General features: G+C 63.1%; 17 protein-coding genes. 8 read left to right on the forward strand and 9 right to left on the reverse strand.

The genetic code is table 11. From position 1 onward, the window contains the following. Window positions 1-188: 188 nt before the first annotated feature. Window positions 189-1,121, reverse strand: a complete 933-nt coding sequence (locus ACN50D_RS23820) for an oxygenase MpaB family protein (protein WP_080961232.1) — start codon at window positions 1,119-1,121, stop codon at window positions 189-191. Between the two features lies 1 nt (window position 1,122). Next, entirely contained in the window at window positions 1,123-2,904 is a 1,782-nt protein-coding gene (locus ACN50D_RS23825; protein ID WP_193604650.1) for an acyl-CoA dehydrogenase, read from the reverse strand. Window positions 2,905-3,053: 149 nt separating this feature from the next. Here ACN50D_RS23825 and ACN50D_RS23830 point away from each other — a divergent pair, with 149 nt between their 5' ends. Both ACN50D_RS23830 and ACN50D_RS23835 read left to right on the forward strand, forming a co-directional pair. After that, window positions 3,054-3,704 (forward strand): TetR/AcrR family transcriptional regulator, encoded by a 651-nt coding sequence (locus tag ACN50D_RS23830; RefSeq protein ID WP_007731498.1) that lies wholly within the window; start codon window positions 3,054-3,056, stop codon window positions 3,702-3,704. A gap of 43 nt (window positions 3,705-3,747) precedes the next feature. Further along, window positions 3,748-4,089 (forward strand): Imm51 family immunity protein, encoded by a 342-nt coding sequence (locus ACN50D_RS23835; protein WP_065351821.1) that lies wholly within the window; start codon window positions 3,748-3,750, stop codon window positions 4,087-4,089. 62 nt (window positions 4,090-4,151) lie between these two features. On the opposite strand, the gene ACN50D_RS23840 is transcribed toward ACN50D_RS23835, so the two are convergent. From ACN50D_RS23840 to ACN50D_RS23855, 4 genes are all read right to left on the reverse strand, one after another. Then, window positions 4,152-5,186 (reverse strand): aspartate-semialdehyde dehydrogenase, encoded by a 1,035-nt coding sequence (locus tag ACN50D_RS23840; protein WP_042447794.1) that lies wholly within the window; start codon window positions 5,184-5,186, stop codon window positions 4,152-4,154. Window positions 5,187-5,192: 6 nt separating this feature from the next. Further along, complete coding sequence (locus ACN50D_RS23845) at window positions 5,193-6,458, reverse strand: aspartate kinase (RefSeq protein ID WP_003943494.1); 1,266 nt, start codon at window positions 6,456-6,458, stop codon at window positions 5,193-5,195. 49 nt (window positions 6,459-6,507) lie between these two features. Beyond that, window positions 6,508-7,392 carry a hypothetical protein gene (locus ACN50D_RS23850; protein WP_307850554.1) on the reverse strand — a complete coding sequence of 295 codons (885 nt, stop codon included), beginning with the start codon at window positions 7,390-7,392 and terminating at the stop codon, window positions 6,508-6,510. A gap of 67 nt (window positions 7,393-7,459) precedes the next feature. Then, window positions 7,460-7,825, reverse strand: coding sequence for a hypothetical protein (locus ACN50D_RS23855; RefSeq protein ID WP_003943492.1), 366 nt, complete (start codon window positions 7,823-7,825; stop codon window positions 7,460-7,462). Window positions 7,826-8,095: 270 nt separating this feature from the next. Here ACN50D_RS23855 and leuA point away from each other — a divergent pair, with 270 nt between their 5' ends. Together leuA and ACN50D_RS23865 are read left to right on the forward strand one after the other, a co-directional pair. Further along, window positions 8,096-9,904 (forward strand): 2-isopropylmalate synthase, encoded by a 1,809-nt coding sequence (leuA, locus tag ACN50D_RS23860; RefSeq protein WP_003943488.1) that lies wholly within the window; start codon window positions 8,096-8,098, stop codon window positions 9,902-9,904. Window positions 9,905-10,144: 240 nt separating this feature from the next. After that, the gene (locus tag ACN50D_RS23865) at window positions 10,145-10,522 is read left to right on the forward strand and encodes an SHOCT domain-containing protein (RefSeq protein WP_003943489.1); all 378 of its coding nucleotides are present in this window, start codon (window positions 10,145-10,147) and stop codon (window positions 10,520-10,522) included. Window positions 10,523-10,667: 145 nt separating this feature from the next. On the opposite strand, the gene ACN50D_RS23870 is transcribed toward ACN50D_RS23865, so the two are convergent. Next, on the reverse strand, window positions 10,668-11,561 hold the full coding sequence (locus ACN50D_RS23870) for a LysR family transcriptional regulator (RefSeq protein WP_003943476.1): 894 nt from the start codon (window positions 11,559-11,561) through the stop codon (window positions 10,668-10,670). Window positions 11,562-11,650: 89 nt separating this feature from the next. Between ACN50D_RS23870 and ACN50D_RS23875 the strand changes: the two genes are divergently transcribed. From ACN50D_RS23875 to ACN50D_RS23890, 4 genes are read left to right on the forward strand one after another with little or no spacing between them, the layout of a single operon-like run. After that, window positions 11,651-12,592 carry an EamA family transporter gene (locus ACN50D_RS23875; protein ID WP_003943484.1) on the forward strand — a complete coding sequence of 314 codons (942 nt, stop codon included), beginning with the start codon at window positions 11,651-11,653 and terminating at the stop codon, window positions 12,590-12,592. Between the two features lie 25 nt (window positions 12,593-12,617). After that, window positions 12,618-13,871, forward strand: coding sequence for a Mur ligase family protein (locus ACN50D_RS23880; RefSeq protein WP_003943457.1), 1,254 nt, complete (start codon window positions 12,618-12,620; stop codon window positions 13,869-13,871). Beyond that, window positions 13,864-14,577, forward strand: coding sequence for a type 1 glutamine amidotransferase (locus ACN50D_RS23885; protein ID WP_007731510.1), 714 nt, complete (start codon window positions 13,864-13,866; stop codon window positions 14,575-14,577). The genes ACN50D_RS23880 and ACN50D_RS23885 overlap by 8 nt, the downstream gene beginning before the upstream one ends. A gap of 59 nt (window positions 14,578-14,636) precedes the next feature. After that, window positions 14,637-16,337 carry a vWA domain-containing protein gene (locus ACN50D_RS23890; protein ID WP_007731512.1) on the forward strand — a complete coding sequence of 567 codons (1,701 nt, stop codon included), beginning with the start codon at window positions 14,637-14,639 and terminating at the stop codon, window positions 16,335-16,337. A gap of 4 nt (window positions 16,338-16,341) precedes the next feature. Here ACN50D_RS23890 and ACN50D_RS23895 read toward each other — a convergent pair whose 3' ends face one another. Next, complete coding sequence (locus ACN50D_RS23895; protein ID WP_047271595.1) at window positions 16,342-17,505, reverse strand: low temperature requirement protein A; 1,164 nt, start codon at window positions 17,503-17,505, stop codon at window positions 16,342-16,344. A 66-nt stretch (window positions 17,506-17,571) separates the two neighbouring features. Then, on the reverse strand, window positions 17,572-18,699 hold the full coding sequence (locus ACN50D_RS23900) for an acyl-CoA dehydrogenase family protein (protein ID WP_212633858.1): 1,128 nt from the start codon (window positions 18,697-18,699) through the stop codon (window positions 17,572-17,574).

An 18,699-nucleotide genomic window follows, 5' to 3' on the forward strand; every position in this document is an offset into this window, starting at 1 on the left:
AATCCGCATCGGAGTCGACAACAAACCCTGGTTCATTCCCCCGCCCTCGATCGACCCCGGGCAGCAACCGCGCCCAGCGAACACCACATTCAAAACCTGAGAACGAACCTCAGGCACAACAGAACACGGCCGAGCACCGCATCGAAGGGATCCCCCCGATGCGGTGCCAACAGGCCGTGGCGAACCCGTCAGACGGCCTGCGCAACCTTGGCGGCTCGCGGGAATCGCTCCCGAATCTCCGCTGGCGTGACAACTCTCGGGTCCAGGGGTTGCTCGTCACGCAGGTGGCGCTCCAACACCTTGCCCGTCATCGGCGCAATGACTTTCAGAGCAGTGGTCATGTTCTTCGGTGAACTACCCAACCGGACTGCCGTTCGCACCGCGGGCGCAATTGCTCTGTCCAACAACGCTGGCTGATCGAACCCACCCATCGTTCGCATCCAGCCGGGCAAAGTCGCGATAGTGGCCGGCGCGACCAATCGGCTGAATGTCGCGAACTTCGTCTTCCCCTGTGCTCTCGGTGTTCTCAACAAGTAGTGCATCGCCCGGTTGGCACGCTCGGAGGTACACAATCTGGGCCTGACTTCAGCGAAGTACTCACGTACCTCGTCTCGGGAGCGTGGAACGTCGGAGGTCTTGCATGTCTGTAGTTCGGCAGCGATCACGCATTCTTCCCAGTACCGCTGCTCTTCGACAGCTGAAAGCGGGCCCGGCCCATACATCTCGTAGCACTTGAGCACCGAATGCCAACCCGTCACGTGGATCCAGAGTTGTGACGCCGGATTGTTTGCGCTGTAACGAGTTCCGGTGATCGGTTCAATGCCCGTGGCCTGAGCATGAACTGTCATGAGGTGGTCGGACAAGGCCAATGCCGTCCGCCCGTCGGCAGTGGCGACGGTCAGGAAGTACGCCAAGGTTCGGTCGAGTCGCCCGGCCGGATCGCTGTAAATCCCGCTCATGTCTGCCACTGCGGCAGCCAAGAAGGGGTCGAAGTGCTCGAGCACCACCGACCGCTGGAACCCGATCAGCGCTGTCGGCGCGGCCCAGATCTTCCAACTGGGTGATCCTGGGCCGAAGAAGCCGTAATCCTCACGCGGTCGATTCATCGTCAGTTCAGACATTTCATTCCTCCCCGTTCGTTGAGCCGGCACCGTTCATTTCGTAGGCACCAGACAAGGCGACTACTTGCTGCCAGACGTACTCGAATCGCTCCGCCGCGAACGTGGGGCGCCGAATAGATGCGAGTGCCAACCGTTGCTGATCTTCACTGGCGCTGGGTTTTCCGTACAACTCCACCGCTGCAGCACTGAAGTCGCGGACCAGGACATCGAAGATCTGATCCAGCACCCCACCGTTCCGCTGCTCCTCGTCCAATCCCAAGATCTCGGCTTGTTCGAGGATCAACTGGCCGTAGACGACGAGGGTGAAGAGTTCGGTGATCGCAAGGCCGAAGTCCAAGTCGACCTGCTGCGCCGCATCCGGTGCAGCTTCGGCTAGAAGGGTCACGAGCGCTTCTGCCTGGTCCACGAACAGTGCAACGTTGGGAACATCCGCAAACTTCGCGTACACCGCTCGCCAGTCGTCGAATCGAACTTTCGACAACCCCCGTGCCGGACCCTGACGGAACAGGAACTCGTCGTCGGCTGCGTCGTTGCGCGTCGGAATCGCCGGAAATGACTCGGGGGCAAAGAGGTACGCCGGCATGAACTTGGCGATCAGGGCGAGATTGACGGCGACGGTCCCCTCGAGCTTGGGCAGCCCGTCGACATCCATCTTGGCCACCGCGAGGTAGCTGTCCTTCTCGAAGCCCTTTGCCGCAGCGATGTCGGAGAGCAGTCCGATCACCTTCTGTGCCTCGGTTGTCACCTTCATCTTGGTGACGGGATTGAACAAGAGGTAGCGGCGGTCCTCGGGCGATGCGGTGCGGAAGTAGTCCACCGCACGATCCGAGAAGAGCCTCATCGCCAGCAGGCGCGCGTACGCGTCGACGAATTCACGTCGTACGTGTGGGAACGCCGTGACGGGATTGCCGAACAGGATTCGATTGTGCGCGTGGGTAATCGTCTCGTACAAGGCATGAGTCGACATACCGATTCCGCCGAAGCACAGGTTGAATTTTCCGATGTTCACGGTGTTGAGTGCGGCACTGAATGCTGCCTCGCCGGTATGCAGGATATCCTCTGCCGCAACGGGATAGTCGACGAGTGAGAACTCCGCTACGTACATCTGGGCCGGAACGATGTTCTTCACCACGGTGAATGCCGGATGGTCCGAGTCGGCGTAAAAGAAGACGTACTGATCAGTGCCCTCCACTCCGTCGACACGGCCGAAGACAGAGACCGTGTTGGCGCAGTTGCCATTTCCGATGTAGTACTTCGAACCGCTGGCCAGGTACCCGCCGCTGCCGTTGGGCGTCAAGACCATGTCCGTGGAGTAGACGTCCGCGCCATGCTCTTTCTCGGACAGTCCGAATGCCGCAACGCCTCCGGAAGCCAAAGCGGAAGCTGCTCGCGCCCTTGCCGTCTCGTTGTCGCTCTGCCACACCGGCCCGAGACCGAGGATGGTCACCTGCCACGGGTACCAGTAGTTGAGTCCGTAGAAGCCGAGGATCTCGGACAGCGCGGCGATACGACTGGTATCCCAGCGCTTGTCAGAGTCGCCACCACTGTCGCGGGCGGGCGTCAGAAATGTGGCGAACAGACCTTCCTTCGCCGCGAAGTCGAGGAAGTCGGAGTAAAAGGTCTTGTCGTGATAGTCGGCCAGGAGTCGGTTCTTTCCACGCGCCTCGAACCAGTCGACGGTCGCGCCCAGCAGTCTCCGCGTGGTCGCGTCGAACTCCGGCCGATCGTACGTGGAGGGATGGAGCAGCAGATCATTCGGCACTAAAGAGGTCGACGCTGTCATAGCGGTTGTTCTCCTCGAGATCTCGGCAGAGGCGCCTCACTGAGCACCATTCGAATACAACGCCACCGTAACAATTGCAGACGATGAATACAACGGTTGCGTATTATTCACGAAGAAGTGGCAGGCAGATTAGGGTGAGACCGGAGGTGATGCACACGATGACCAGGTCACAAGCTGACGCAACGGATACACCGCGGCGCAAGTACGCCCCTCGCATGGCGCCGGAGCAACGTCGCGAGCAGCTCCTCGACGCAGCATTCGAGGTCACCGGCCGCGTTGGCCTGCACAACCTCAGCATGGAATCCGTCGCTGCCGAAGCCGGTGTCGGCAAGCCCGTCCTCTACACGATTTTCGATACCAGGACCGATCTCGTCGCTGCACTGCTGCGCCGCGAGCACGAGCGAGCCATCGCTCAGGTGCTCGAAACCATGCCGACAGATCTGAGCGAACTCGGCCCAGCGGCGTCGTACACCGGGACCGTCGGCGCCTTCGTCGACGCCGTACTGGAGAACCCGACGCGCTGGCGCCTGATTCTGACGTCTGTCGAGAACGCCCCCAGCGAGTATCACGGCTTGTTGAAGCTCTCTCGCGGAGCTGTCTTCGCCCGCGCCGAAGAACTGGCCCGCGCCGGGATTGCCCTCGAGTCGAAGCTCGAAGGCCTTGATCCGGTTCTCCTCGCACACACCATGATGTCGTTCGCCGAAATGCTCGGACGACTGGCCGTCAGTGATCCCGAAACCTATACCCGAGAACGACTTTCCAGTTTTGCCGTGGCTCTCGCACAATCGGTCGGGCGTTAGCGGCCGACTGAAACCTGTCGGTCGGATCTGCTTCAATACACGCATGACATCACCATCGATCGAACCGCTACAGCTTTTCGAAACGTCTCCGGGCAACTGGTCACTGATGCTCACCGACCAGCATTTCGGCAAGGTGGCATCGACATTCGAGCAGGTAGAGGGTTTCGAAGGCTCCGGTTACGACTGGGCGTCGGTCGCCCACGCAGTGGTAGGCCGCGATGCACCGCATCTGGAGGGCCGCTTCGGCACCGATCCCGAAGCGGGCATGTTTGTTGCGTACGGCAGCGACACCGAAGCTCTCGGTGAGCTCGGAGTGCTACTCGCCAAAGCGTATTCGGATGCCGAGTACCTCGGTGGCCTGGTCGCCATTTCCGAACTCGACTAGAGCGCCGGTCGAAACGACACCGGCCCCACACCTAGGTGCGGGGCCGGTACCGAACGAAAGATCTAGCCGACCAACAACTCGGCAATCTGAATCGTGTTGAGCGCGGCACCCTTACGCAGATTGTCGCCCGAAACGAAGAGCGCGAGTCCGCGTCCCTCCGGGACACCCGGATCCTGACGGATACGACCGACCAGCGACGCGTTGCCACCGGCAGCGGCCAGCGGCGTCGGAACCTCGACAAGCTCGACGCCCGGAGCGTCGGCGAGGATCTCCTTGGCGCGAGCAACCGAGAGCGGGTTGGCGAACTCTGCGTTGATCGCGAGCGAGTGCCCGGTCACGACGGGAACGCGCACGCACGTACCCGAAACCAACAGATCGGGAAGTCCGAGGATCTTGCGGCTCTCGTTGCGGAGCTTCTGATCCTCGTCGGTCTCGCCGCTTCCGTCGTCGACCAGCGAACCTGCGAGAGGCAGGACGTTGAACGCGATGGGGGCGACGTAGTTGTTCGGGGCCGGGAAGTCGACGGCACTGCCGTCGTGAACCAGCTTCTCCGCGTCTCCGACTACGGCGCGCACCTGGCCGAGGAGTTCCTCGACGCCGGCGATGCCGCTACCGGACACGGCCTGGTAGCTGGAGACGATCAGACGCTGCAGACCCGCTTCGTCGTGCAGAACCTTCAGCACCGGCATCGCTGCCATGGTGGTGCAGTTGGGGTTCGCGATAATGCCCTTGACCAGGTTCTTCGTGTCCTGCGGGTTGACCTCGCTGACCACGAGGGGAACCTCGGGATCCTTGCGCCATGCCGAAGAGTTGTCGACAACGGTCGCGCCGGCAGCAGCGAAGCGCGGAGCCTGGGCGCGCGAGAGCGTCGCACCGGCTGAGAACAGGGCGATGTCGATGCCCTTCAGGTCCTCATCCGATGTGGCGGCCGCATCCTCGACGATGATCTCTTCGCCGCGGAAGGGCAGCTTCTTACCGGCGGAGCGTGCAGATGCGAAGAACCGCACCTTGTCCGCGGGGAAGTTCCGCTCTTCGAGCAAAGTGCGCATGACGATGCCGACCTGACCGGTCGCACCGACAACAGCGATAGTCGTCATGAGAAATTACCGTCCCGTTCCAGCGTGTACTACTGCTTCTTCTTCGCCACCGAGCCCGAAAGCGTCGTGGATGACACGTACAGCGTCGTCCAATTCGGTGTCCTTGACCAGCACTGAGATGCGGATCTCAGAGGTCGAGATGAGGTCGATGTTGATGTCTGCCTTGGCCAGCGCCTCGCAGAACGTGGCGGTGACGCCCGGGTGGCTCCGCATTCCGGCGCCGACCAGGGAAACCTTGCCGATGTGGTCGTCGAACAAGATCTGCGTGAAGCCGATGTCTTCCTGACGCTTGGTCAGGATCTCGACGGCGCGGGGGCCGTCGGCCGTCGGAAGCGTGAAGGTGATGTCCGTCTTGTTGGTCTCCACCTTGGAGATGTTCTGCAGCACCATGTCGATGTTGATCTCGGCATCGGAGACTGCGCGGAACACCTTGGCAGCGTGTCCCGGTGTGTCCGGCAATCCGACAACGGTGATCTTGGCTTCGCCGCGATCGTGCGCGACTCCGGTGATCAGGGCCTCTTCCACAGGAATGTCCTCCATCGATCCGGACACGATTGTTCCGGGCTTGGTGGTGTATGACGAACGGACGTGCACAGGCACGTTGTAACGACGGGCGTACTCGACGCACCGGAGCATGAGCACCTTCGCACCACACGCTGCGAGTTCGAGCATTTCCTCGAAGGAAACCGTCTCGAGGCGGTGAGCGTCGGGGACGATGCGCGGATCGGCGGAGAAAACGCCGTCGACGTCGGTGTAGATCTCGCAGACGTCAGCGTTGAGTGCAGCTGCCAACGCCACGGCAGTGGTGTCCGAGCCACCGCGTCCGAGCGTCGTGATGTCCTTGCTGTCCTGGCTGACGCCTTGGAATCCGGCGACCAGAACGATCGAGCCTTCGTCCAGCGCAGTGCGAACACGGCCCGGCGTGACGTCGATGATCTTGGCGTTTCCGTGGCTGCCGGTCGTGATGACTCCGGCTTGTGAGCCCGAGAACGAACGAGCTTCGGCGCCGAGGGAGTGAATTGCCATCGCTACCAAGGAGTTGGAGATGCGCTCACCCGAGGTCAGCAGCATGTCCATTTCACGGGCCGGCGGGGAAGGGCACACCTGCTGAGCCAGATCGAGCAGCTCATCGGTGGTATCGCCCATCGCTGACACCACGACGACGACATCATTGCCGGCCTTCTTGGTCTCGACGATCCGTTCAGCGACTCGTCGGATGCGCTCGGCGGTTGCCACCGAGGATCCGCCGTACTTCTGGACGACGAGAGCCACGCGTTTCTACCTCCAGGTCGAAATTGTTTACAGATACCAGAGGTCGAGCTTACCGAGGTGGTCCTGGGACTTCCCGATGCGTACTGCTGTTCGCCTCAGATCCGCGCGGGATCAGTTGCGAGATCCGCGATCGCATCAACGTCGCAGAACGCGAGCCACCGGCAACGTAACCGACCACCGTGACGGCAACTCCGCAGGCGAGAAGCACGCGGATACTGCTGACCAGCGAAACTGCCAGCGCGTCGTACACCGCGACTGCCGCCTCAGATGACGGTATGTCTGAATTCTGTAAATAGACTCGCCGCACGACGGCCAGCGCCACCAACAGGGCGATCATCGCCACCGCCGTCGCCAGCCCGACCAGGGACAGTGCGCGCATTCGCCTCGGCGCAACTGCGACGGCCGCGATCGCACAGGCCAGCGATACCCACGGCAGCCAGGCCGCTGCCCGGTCGAGAGTGTTCGAGAGGTCCTGGGCCCGCACCAGCTCGTCGGACTGCAGGATCTCGAACTGCGGATCGAACGTCGGAAGACGATCGACGACGGTGAATCCGCGATCGCGGAGGTTCGTCCGCAGTTCTGTCATGATCGGCTCGAGGGACAAGGTGACTGTTCCGCTGTCGTCGGACCGAACGATGCCGTCGGTGGCTCTGCCGGTCACCATCGCAGCAAGTTGCGCGTGCGCCTGACGGTTGGCCGCGGTCCAGAGCGTCGCGAACTGGTCGCTGGAGACCAACGACTGAGCCGCCTCCCGAACAAGTTTCTCGGCTTGTCTCGTCACCACCTGCGGAAACCGGTCCAACCGCTGCGTCAGTTCCTCGGTCAGCCGATCAACGACAGCCGCTTGGACAGCAGGTTCGGAAGCCAACGGGGCAACCGTCTCGACGTAACTGTCGGTGTCGTTCACCTGGGTGTGGACGAACAGCGCGAGCACCGAGCCGGCAGCACCGAGACCAGCGAGAACGATCAGCAGTGAACAGACGATCCAGCGGTCGAGCGCATCACGTGTGCTTGGCGCGCGCCGGTCGAATCTTCGCGGTGATGTGGTGAATGCGGTGATCGTCAGCGGGTATCCGGAAGGTCTCGGTAACCCGAACGGTCATCAGGTTCCGCCCGAACAACCCGGCGTCGAGGAGGTAGTCAGCCGTCAGGTCGTCCCCGTCGACCGTCCACTCCACCTCACGAATGTCGCGGATCACGCGATACTGAGGACCTCCGGAAAGGCTGCGCCGCAAATGATTCCCCGAAAATCCGGTCTTGAGCCCGACCTCGTGGCGTACCGCGTCCGGAGCCAGCGGTACGGAACTGCCATCGTGACTGCGGAGCGCGTCGAGGTACGTGCTCGCCACGGCGATTCGGGGATCCATGGACGACAGTCCACCATTTTCGGGGCCGAAACGGCAGCACAATTCGGCGACAAATTGGACATGAGGGCGAACCCCACCGATTTCTCGCGAAATCCAGGAGTAGAGTGCTGTGCATGCAGCGCGCACTCCTTCTTGGTTGCCGCGACGGGGTCTGATCCAGACTGGCCTCCCGCCGCGGGGTTTTTGTGCGCCGGTCGACCAAGCCTTCCGGACTCATGGTCTTGACCAACAGGTCAACAGGCCGGGTCCACAATCCTGGAGATCACACCCATGTCCCCCGCTGACGCATTCACCACCGGCACTCGCACCATCACCCCGCCCACGAAGCCGGCACCGTCCGACCAGCCTGCGTGGAACACGCAGAAGAACTCGTCGATGCCGACGTTCCGCTACCGCCCGTTCGCCGAAGAGGTCGAGACGGTCACGCTGCCCGACCGCACCTGGCCGGACAAGATCATCGACCGAGCACCCCAGTGGTGTGCCGTTGACCTGCGCGACGGCAACCAGGCGCTGATCGATCCGATGAGCCCGGCGCGCAAGCGTCGTATGTTCGATCTCCTGGTTCGTATGGGCTACAAGGAGATCGAGGTCGGCTTCCCGTCCGCGAGCCAGACGGACTTCGATTTCGTTCGCGAGATCATCGAGGACGGCGCCATCCCGTCCGACGTCACCATCCAGGTGCTGACGCAGTCGCGTCCCGAGCTGATCAAGCGCACGTTCGAGGCCTGTGAAGGTGCCGAGAACGCGATCGTGCACTTCTACAACTCCACCTCGATTCTGCAGCGCCGCGTCGTGTTCCGCGCCGACAAGGACACGATCAAGAAGATCGCCACCGACGCCGCCGAACTGGTCCTCGCCGAGTCGAAGAAGTACCCGGACACGAACTGGCGCTGGGAATACTCGCCCGAGTCCTACACCGGCACCGAGCTCGAGTACGCCAAGGAAGTATGTGACGCCGTCACCGAAACCCTGGGTGCGACGCCGGCCAACCCGGTCATCCTGAACCTGCCCGCCACCGTCGAGATGGCTACACCCAACGTGTATGCCGACTCCATCGAGTGGATGCACCGCAACCTGGCCCGCCGCGATTCGGTCATCCTGTCGCTGCACCCCCACAACGACCGCGGCACGGGTGTCGCTGCAGCCGAGCTGGGCTACCAGGCCGGCGCGGACCGCATCGAAGGCTGCCTGTTCGGCAACGGTGAGCGCACCGGCAACGTCTGCCTGGTCACTCTCGCTCTGAACATGTTCACGCGCGGCGTCGACCCGCAGATCGATTTCTCGAACATCGACGAGATCCGTCGCACGGTCGAGTACTGCAACCAGCTGCCCGTCCACGAGCGTCATCCGTACGGCGGCGACCTGGTCTACACCGCGTTCTCCGGCAGCCACCAGGACGCGATCAACAAGGGCCTCGACGCCATGAAGGTCGACGCCGACAGCCAGAACTCCGACGTCGACGACATTCTCTGGCAGGTCCCCTACCTGCCGATCGACCCGAAGGACGTCGGCCGCAGCTACGAGGCCGTCATCCGTGTGAACTCGCAGTCCGGCAAGGGCGGCGTCGCATACATCATGAAGGCCGATCACGGTCTGGTGCTGCCGCGTCGTCTGCAGGTCGAGTTCTCGCAGTCGGTCCAGAAGATCACCGACGGCGAGGGTGGCGAGGTCTCGCCGAAGGAAATGTGGGACGTCTTCCACGAGGAGTACCTCGCTCCCATCACCCCGCTCGAGCGCATGAAGCAGAAGGTCACCGCGTCCGAGGAGGACGGCGGCACCGATGCGATCACCGCGATCGTCAAGGTGAACGGCAAGGAGCAGGAGATCTCGGGTACCGGCAACGGCCCACTCGCTGCCTTCGTCGACGCGCTGGGAAGCATCAACTTCGACGTTCGTGTCCTCGACTACTCCGAGCACGCGATGTCCGCCGGTGACGACGCCCAGGCCGCGGCCTACGTCGAGTGCGCCGTGACGGGCCCGGAGGGTCAGAGCACCGTCGTCTGGGGTGTGGGTATCGCCACGTCGATCACGACGGCCTCGCTGCGCGCTGTGGTCTCGGCAGTGAACCGCGCCAGCTGACACTCAGCTCCCGACTCGTGAACAATCCCTGGTCTCACCCGATTTTCGGGTGGGGCCAGGGTCGTTTTCAGAGCACTGAAGATTTTCGGTCGATGTTTTCGATTCGGCATGACATTGGTCCCGAAAGAGTCGGTTAGCGAAGTTAACAAAAAGAATTCACCCATCGAGGATGATGCAGACGCCACGTGCGCGTGAGATAGTCAGCTCAGACAAATCCGACTTGTGAAATGGAGCTCGACAATGGATTCCTTTTGGGACTTCCTCTGGCTGATCATCATCAGCTTCGCGTTCATCGCGTACTTGATCCTGCTCTTCTCGATCATCACCGACCTGTTCCGCGATCACAAGACCTCCGGCTGGGTGAAGGCAATCTGGATCGTCTTCCTGTTCTTCATTCCGCTGCTCACCTCGCTCGTCTACCTGATCGTTCGCAGTGACGGAATGGCACAGCGGTCCCTCGAGGCTGCGCAGCAGGTCAAGAACGCACAGGACAGCTACATCCGTGAGGTTGCCGGAAAGTCCCCGGCCGAATCCATCGCAGATGCAAAGGCACTTCTCGACGCCGGCACCATCAGTGAAGAAGAATTCGCAGCACTGAAGGCCAAGGCTCTCGCCTGATACCGGCCCTCACTAAGCGACCCTCACTAAACCGTGAGGATTGCACTACCGAAACGGGAGCGACACTAATCGTGTCGCTCCCGTTTTGTGTTCATTCACCAACAGCTGCCCATTCACCGACAGCCGTTCATTCACCAACGGCCCTTCATTCACCGACAGCACGCGCGACGTCACGAAAGGCGTCGAGCACGACTCCGATAGCCGGACTGCGGTTGGCGTGTAACCGAGTTGCCAATTCATAAACTCGTGCAGCGCGCACTCCCGCCACCGGTTTCCTCGACACTCCGGGATGCGTGATCGCGTATCGCGGCATCAAAGCCACGCCGTGGCCCGCCGCCACCAGTTCTTCGATGACGCGGAAATCGTTGATCCGATGAGCGACGCGAGGCTGGACGCCGGTTACCGACGCAACCGACAGCAGAACGTCGTCGACCGGAAACCCGCCGCGCACGCTTATCCAGTTCTCGTCGGCCAATTGTTCCAGCCGGACCGAATCCTGCTCGGCGAGTGGATGATCAGGCCGCAGCACCAGATCGATCGGTTCACGCATCAGCGGTTGCACGCTGACCCGGGGAAACGACGTCTCGGCTCCGCGTTCGTCACGGTGGGTGAGGATCACATCGTGATCGGCCAACAGTCCAGGGACGGCGGACGCCGGTTTGTCGACGTCGTAGGCGTCGATGTCCACGTCCGAGTTCTTCAGCGCCGTCAGGACACCGGGCAGCAGGAGCGCCGCGCCGGAGGGAAAGAACGCGACTCGCACCTTTCCCCGCGGCGAGCCTCGGTACGACGCCATCTCGTCCGCCGCCCGGTCTAGCGCCGCCACCACGTCGTCGGCGCGAAGCACCAGCGCTCGACCCGCGTCGGTGAGGCGCAGCGTGCGCCCGTCCGGTTCGAGGAGCGAGACCCCCGCTTCTCGTCCGAGGATCTTGAGTTGTTGCGAGACGGCGGACGGCGTCATCGAGAGGGCGAGAGCAGTAGCGCCGACGGTTCCTCGGTCGGCGAGCTCGCGGAGGATTCGCAGGCGCGTGGCATCCATACGGTGACGAATATCCATGTAGCAAAACTACATGGATAGTGCATCTATATTCGCTTGTTCTGATGCTTCGTAAGGCTCACGATTAACGCATGACCCCCCGCGACCGTCTCCTCGGCCTGACCGTGATCGTCTTGTGGGGTCTGAACTTCCTGGCCATTCGCGTCGGCCTGGATCATTTCCCGCCATTCTTCTTCGCAGCGCTGCGGTTTCTGATCATCGCGATTCCGGTGGTCATCTTCGTGCCGCGTCCACAGGTGCCGCTCCGTTGGCTGCTGCTCTACGGATTCGGTTTCGGATTCGGCCAGTTCGTCTTCCTCTTCTGGGCGATGCATTCGGGGATGCCGACGGGTCTCGCATCACTGGTCCTGCAGTCGTCAGCACCGTTCACCGTCCTACTCGGCGCGTTCCTGCTCCGCGAGAAGCTCAGCGTCTGGCAGGTCTCCGGTATCGCCGTCGCCGTTGGCGGGATGTCCTTGATCGGCTGGGACCGCTCGCACCACGCGGCACTGCTGCCCGTCGTCCTCACACTCCTCGGCGGCCTGTCCTGGGCGTTCGGCAATCTCGGCAGCCGCTTGGCTGCGGCGAACACCGTCGGCGAGCCTGCACCGATGCGCTTGATGTTGTGGATGTGTGTCATCCCGCCGTTACCGATGCTCGCACTGTCAGCCGTGGTCGAAGGCCCGACAGTCGGCTGGCACGCACTCGGCACCGCATTCAGCGCCGACGCCTGGCCGTCGCTGGTCGGACTGGCCTACATCATTCTGCTCGGCACCATCGCCGGATCCGGGCTCTGGACGATGCTCATGGGCCGCTATCCCGCCGGCATGGTGGCGCCGCTCTCCTTGCTGGTGCCAGTCGTGGGAATCGGCGCGTCCTGGCTGTTCCTGCACGAGGATCCGAGCCCGTTGTCACTGGTCGGGGCGGTCATCGTGATCGCCGGAGCGAGTGCCGCACAGATGAGGCGTAAGCCCGCGAACACTGTTTTCTCGGACACACCTGCAGCCTCACCACCGGCGCGACTCGGCGTCTGACGACGCCCTGTGCCAAACTCGGGCCGTGGGAACTGGACTATCGATCACAGCGCGCGGAAAGCTCGCCATGCGAGCTGCCGCAGCAGCATCTTGGGCATCGCAGAAGGCCGGTCGCGGCAAGGGTTCGATGATCGGCGGGCTGATCGCCCTCAAGATCGACCCGACGCTCATGACTCAGCTCGGACGCGGCAAGCGCACCGTCGTGGTCACCGGCACCAACGGCAAGTCGACGACCACACGTATGACCGCCGCAGCGCTCGCGACACTCGGTGACGTCGCCACGCAGGCCGACGGCGCCAACATGGATGCCGGGATCGTGGCCGCCCTGGCCGCGCGTACCGATGCGACGCTGGCGGCACTCGAGGTCGACGAACTGCACGTCCCCCACGTAGCCGACGCCGTGAACCCGGAAGTGATCGTGCTGCTGAATCTCAGCCGCGATCAGCTCGACCGGGTCGGCGAGATCAACATGATCGAACGGAAACTGCGCGCGTGCGTCAACGCGCATCCGAATGCGGTGATCGTCGCCAACTGCGACGACGTACTGGTCACCTCCGTGGCATACGACGCCACCAACGTCGTGTGGGTTGCTGCCGGCGGCGGTTGGGCCGGCGATTCCGTCAGCTGCCCGCGCACCGGCGAACCCATCGTGTGGGAGGGAAAGCACTGGCGCAGTACCGGTTCCGACTTCGCGCGGCCCGAGCCGACCTGGTGGCTCGACGACGACAATCTCTACGGCCCCGACGGCCTGAAGATTCCGATGACGTTGACCCTCCCCGGAAAAGCCAACCGCGGCAACGCAGCTCAGGCCGTAGCGGCTGCAGCGGCTTTGGGTGCAGATCCGGTCGGGGCAGTTGCCGCCGCATCGACGGTTCAAGAAGTCGCAGGTCGATACAGCACCGTCGAGGTCGGACCGCACTCCGTTCACATGCTGCTCGCGAAGAATCCCGCCGGCTGGCAGGAAGCGCTGTCGATGATCGATCCCACGGTGGACGGTCTGGTCATCGCGGTGAACGGTCAGGTGCCGGACGGCGAGGACCTCTCCTGGCTGTGGGACGTGAAGTTCGAGCACTTCGAAGGTGTCAAGGTAGTGGCCGCCGGTGAACGCGGAACAGATCTGGCAGTTCGCCTCACGTACGCGGGCGTCGAGCACACTCTCGACCCGGACCCGTTGCGCGCCATCGCTTCCTGCCCTCCCGGACGTGTGGAGGTACTGGCGAACTACACGGCCTTCCGTGACCTCAACACTGCCATCGCGAAGGAGTCTCGCAATGTCTGACTCGACAGTTCGCATCGGTCTGGTACTCCCCGACGTCATGGGCACCTACGGCGACGGCGGCAATGCCCTGATCCTGCGTCAGCGTCTGCGGATGCGCGGCTACGACGCCGAAATCGTGGACATCACCCTCAGCGATCCGGTCCCCGATTCGCTCGACGTGTACACGTTGGGTGGCGCCGAGGATTCCGCTCAGCGCCTCGCAACGCGTCACCTCGCGAAATACCCTGGTCTGCAACGCGCCGCAGAGCGTGGCGCACCGGTTCTGGCGATCTGCGCTGCCATTCAGGTGCTCGGCAACTGGTACGAAACCTCCAGCGGCGAACGCGTCGACGGTGTCTCGATGCTCGACGTCACAACCTCGCCGCAGGAGAAGCGTTCCATCGGCGAAGTCATCACGAAGCCGCTGATCGACGGACTCACCGCGCCCCTCTCAGGTTTCGAGAATCACCGCGGCGGAACAACTCTGGGTAGCTCAGCCTCTGGATTCGCACGTGTCACCCATGGTGTCGGAAACGGCGTCGGCGACGGATTCGAAGGCGTCGTGCAGGGTTCGGTGATCGGGACGTACATGCACGGACCCGCTTTGGCTCGCAACCCCGAACTCGCGGACCTCCTGCTCATGCGCGCCTTGGGTGTGAACGAGCTTGAACCCCTGCATCTGCCCGAGGTCGACAAGCTCCGCAAGGAGCGACTCGCGATTCGCTGAGCCAGTGTCGTCCGTTCGGACGACTGTTGACCGGCCACGTCAGCTCGTAGCCTCGTTCCATGCGTCTTCGTGTGGCGATCTGTATTGCGGCGACTGCGATCATTGCCGTCGGGTGTTCGACGCAGGGCAGTGGCGGGCCCAAAGAAGCAGGCGGGACCCAGCAGGTAAGTGTCACTGCTGATCCGGCTTCAGAAGCGAGCGCAACGGCGCCTACCGTCATCGTGCTGGACGCCTCGGGGTCGATGAAGCAGGACGACGCTCCCGGTCCTCGAATCGATGCCGCCAAGAACGCGATTCACACTCTCGTCAGTGGCCTCCCAGACGATGCTGCGCTCGGTCTGATCGCGTACGGCACCGCCACGGGTAGCAGCGACGCCGAGAAGGTCGCGGGTTGCCGCGACATCAAGACCGTCGTGCCACTCGGACCACTCGATCGAAATGCATTCGCAGCGGGAATCGACGGGCTGTCCGCGTCGGGATACACGCCGATCATGGCTGCGCTTCAACAAGCCGCCGCCGCACTCCCCGCCGATGGTGAGCGCACGATCATCCTCGTCTCCGACGGGGAGGACACCTGCTCGACCGAACCTCCGTGTGAGTCCACCCAAGCGATGCCCCACGATCCTGACCTGACCATCCACACCATCGGATTCAAGCTCGACGCCGCTGCGTCCGCCCAGCTGAAGTGCATCGCCGACGCAACCGGGGGCATGGCGATCGACGCTGCCAACGCGGCGCAACTCACCGCACGACTGGCGGTTGCCTCGGATCCCGAATCCGCACGGGAGCGACTCTCCACCAGCGGCTTCCGCAACCTTCGGATCGGCATGACGGAGGAGGAAACGCGGAAAGCCGCCGGCGACCTTGCGCCGGTATCGAAGACCGGAACAGTGGTCGTCCAGTGGCAGGACTGCGAATTGACCTTCACCGACGGCGTTCTCGTCGAAATCGCGCCCCGGACCGGCGCTGCCACACTGGACGGACTGACCGTCGGCCAGAAGATGCAGCGTGCCGCCGAACTTTACGGTCCCTTCACTGCCACAACCAATTCCGACGGGGAATCCGTCGCAGTCTTTCCGGCCGACACCGAAGCGGGAACCGGCTATCGCATCACCTTCACACCCGAAGGCAAGAAGGCGGATGAGGGAACGATCACCCGCATAGTCCTCTGCCGATGCTTGCCTGCGACTGCGGGATCATCGGCAGGCGGTACCCCGACCGAGATCGTGAATCTTGTTGCCGTCGACGGTTCCGGCAAACCCAAATCCGGTTGGAGCGTCCAAACGCCGGCCATGAAGATCAGCGAGTGCTACGCAGCATCACAGTCGGCTGTCACGCCGGGAGTCATCACCTGCGGAAGCACCGCAGACGGGGCGGACGCGTGTTGGCCCGGTCCGGAGCCCGATTCGATTCTCTGCCTGCAATTTCCCTGGGGAACAGAACTGATCACCGCTCGGGGAGTCGACGGCGTCGAGGCCTATCCGCCGCCCGCCGACCCGACTCCCTTCGGGCTCGAACTCGAGAACGGTCTTCTCTGCCGCGTCCGACACGGCGGTTCGTGGCCCTCTACCGAATCCGACCCCCGTCTGGCGGGCGCCTACTCCTGCCGAGGGCAAGGGGCGGATACCCCCATCGTGTGGGCCGAAAACACCTATCCGATCGATCGTTCCGAAGATCGGTGGACCGTGCTGGTCGGACCGTCGAAGGGACCGTTGGAAACCGTCGCCGTCACCAAGGCGATATTCCTTGCCGCCGAATGAGCGCTCAGACGGTTTCGGATTTGCCCTCGGTCAGAATCAGTTCCACGGCCAACAGCGCGGCGCAGGCCAGTCCCGCGACCAGTTCGGGCACCGCGGTGTAGGTACCACCGAGCACGACGACTATCGCGACCGAGAACGGCACGAGGGTGCGTACCGAGGAGTCGTGTAGTCGAATGTGGATGAACCACAAGGCGGCAAGGATGACCGCGACCGGAACGGTGACGGCAGCACCCGTCACCAACGCGCTGCCGTCACCGTGATGAGTCCAGAAGTCGACGCGCGAGGCCAACCCCGCACCGATGGCGGCAGCGGCGGCGAAGATGAAGTAGTGACCGAACCCCCAGACGAAGGGTGAGACGTTGTCACCGCCGATCACTTCGCCTGCATTGCGTTGGAAGTACAACCACCACAGGCTGAAGACAATCAGAATGCCGCCGATCACGACGTAGGTGACCTGCGCTGCCGGATGCTCACCGTCGACCGCGTCCTGAATCGCGATGGTGGTCGAAAGGATCGTCTCGCCCAGAACGATGATGAAGAACAACGAGTACCGCTCCGCGATGTGATGCGGGTGCCACGGCGTCATGCCCGGCTTCTCCGACCAGATCGGTACCGCGAATTCGCACAGAACCAACACCAGGAACGTCGGGACGTAAACGGCGGACGGCACGAAGTAGAAACCGATCCAACCGATCTGGACCAACACGATTCCGAGAGCGTATCGACGCGCCGTGAGCGCATGCTCGGGGTCGTTCCGCGAGACCCTGAGCCATTGGATGACCAGTGCTATTCGCATGATGACGTAGCCGACGATGATCAGCAGGGCGTCGTCGTTGAAGAAGCGGACGATGCCGGCTGCAAGGACCAGCGATCCGAGGATCTGGAATATGGTCAGCAGCCGGGCGATTCCGTCGTCGTTGTCGTACGCCGAGGTGAACCACGTGAAATTCAGCCACGTCCACCAGATCGCGAAAAACGCCATCGCGAAGTGCCCGACGCCCGAAGCCGCGTGCCCTTCGCTGATCGCGTGGTGCAGGCCGGTGGCCGCTTGAGCGACCGCCACGACGAAGCAGAGGTCGGTGAGCAGTTCGAGCGGCGTCGCCACCCGGTGCGGCTCGTGCGGGTCCCGCGGAACCAACGGCCTGATGAACGAACTGGTGCGATTCACGAAGGGCAGAGTAGCGCGATGATTGCCGGCGCGCTGCCCGTGACTGGAACCTGTCGTCTCAGATATTCACGCCGACGCCCCGATCTGGGCTCGGATCTCCAACTGATCGGCGAGTTCGGCGCCTATCGCCCCCGCGCTCCCCAAAGTGAAGGCGATCTGCCGTCCCCACAGGAAATAGCGGTGAATCGGATAGTCGACATCCGCGCCGATTCCGCCGTGCATGTGCTGGGTCGCGTGCACCACGCACAAACCGCCGCGCGACGCCCACCATTTGGCGACCAGCGCAGCCGCTTCCGCTTCACTCTCGACTCCGCTGTCCATCAGCCAGGCAGCGCGGTGGGTGGTCAATCTTGTGCTCTCGGTGTCGAGGTACGCGTCGGCGGCCCGGACGGCAACTGCCTGGTTGGTCGAGAGTGGACGTCCGAATTGCACTCGCTCGGAGGTGTATTTCGCCGTCATCGCCAGCGCTTCCTCGCAGACGCCGGTAGCCAGGGCCGCCAGAGCGACCCGCGCACGTCGTAACGTCCAGTCTCGAACCACCGCGCCGTCCGCGGGAAGTGCGTCAGCTGCAGTAACCGCAACCCCGTCGAACTGCACAGCGCTGTTGCTCTCGCGGTTCGTCACCGCAAGCGGTGTACGCACCAGCGCGTCCCGGTCCGTCGGCACGATCATCACGGTGACACTGCCGTCCGGCATCGTCACCGGAACCACCAGTGCGGCAGCGAACTCGGCGGCCGGTACGGAGTCGACGTGGCCCGACAGAACCCAGCCGTCAGGAGCCGGCTCGGCGCGAACTGCCGTCTCGGCGTTGTAGCCGGTGTCGAAGGCGCCGGTGACGATCACCGAGCCGTCGAGCAGTCCCGGAAGCCACGACGCTTTCTGCTCCGTACTGCCGAACTCGGCAATCGGCAGCGCTGCCGTCGAAATCACCGACCAGAGCGGCACCTGGGCGACCCGGCGGCCTTGTTGTTCGAGCACCGCTGCCAGGCCTAGCATTCCGAGTCCCGCTCCCCCGACTTCCTCTGGCAGAGGAATTCCCAGAACGTCGGAGTCGGCGAGGAGCTTCCACAGTTCGGCGTCGAAACCGCCGGCGCCCTCCACTTCCCGCAGGCGGTCCACTCCGGACTTCGCCGAGAAGATCGATTCACTCAGATCCCGCACGGCGGACAAGTTGTCGTCGAATTCGAATTCCAT

Origin of the sequence: Rhodococcus sp. SB1D (genome assembly GCF_048573875.1) — a bacterium.
Taxonomy (GTDB): Bacteria; Actinomycetota; Actinomycetes; order Mycobacteriales; family Mycobacteriaceae; genus Rhodococcus_F; species Rhodococcus_F qingshengii.

Excerpts from the sequence above, each read along its gene's own strand:
- ACN50D_RS23820 (WP_080961232.1), bottom strand. The coding sequence starts at position 1,121 with ATGTCTGAACTGACGATGAATCGACCGCGTGAGGATTACGGCTTCTTC.
- ACN50D_RS23825 (WP_193604650.1), bottom strand. The coding sequence starts at position 2,904 with ATGACAGCGTCGACCTCTTTAGTGCCGAATGATCTGCTGCTCCATCCC.
- ACN50D_RS23830 (WP_007731498.1), top strand. The coding sequence starts at position 3,054 with ATGCACACGATGACCAGGTCACAAGCTGACGCAACGGATACACCGCGG.
- ACN50D_RS23835 (WP_065351821.1), top strand. The coding sequence starts at position 3,748 with ATGACATCACCATCGATCGAACCGCTACAGCTTTTCGAAACGTCTCCG.
- ACN50D_RS23840 (WP_042447794.1), bottom strand. The coding sequence starts at position 5,186 with ATGACGACTATCGCTGTTGTCGGTGCGACCGGTCAGGTCGGCATCGTC.
- ACN50D_RS23855 (WP_003943492.1), bottom strand. The coding sequence starts at position 7,825 with ATGGATCCCCGAATCGCCGTGGCGAGCACGTACCTCGACGCGCTCCGC.
- leuA (WP_003943488.1), top strand. The coding sequence starts at position 8,096 with ATGTCCCCCGCTGACGCATTCACCACCGGCACTCGCACCATCACCCCG.
- ACN50D_RS23865 (WP_003943489.1), top strand. The coding sequence starts at position 10,145 with ATGGATTCCTTTTGGGACTTCCTCTGGCTGATCATCATCAGCTTCGCG.
- ACN50D_RS23870 (WP_003943476.1), bottom strand. The coding sequence starts at position 11,561 with ATGGATGCCACGCGCCTGCGAATCCTCCGCGAGCTCGCCGACCGAGGA.
- ACN50D_RS23875 (WP_003943484.1), top strand. The coding sequence starts at position 11,651 with ATGACCCCCCGCGACCGTCTCCTCGGCCTGACCGTGATCGTCTTGTGG.
- ACN50D_RS23885 (WP_007731510.1), top strand. The coding sequence starts at position 13,864 with ATGTCTGACTCGACAGTTCGCATCGGTCTGGTACTCCCCGACGTCATG.
- ACN50D_RS23890 (WP_007731512.1), top strand. The coding sequence starts at position 14,637 with ATGCGTCTTCGTGTGGCGATCTGTATTGCGGCGACTGCGATCATTGCC.
- ACN50D_RS23900 (WP_212633858.1), bottom strand. The coding sequence starts at position 18,699 with ATGGAATTCGAATTCGACGACAACTTGTCCGCCGTGCGGGATCTGAGT.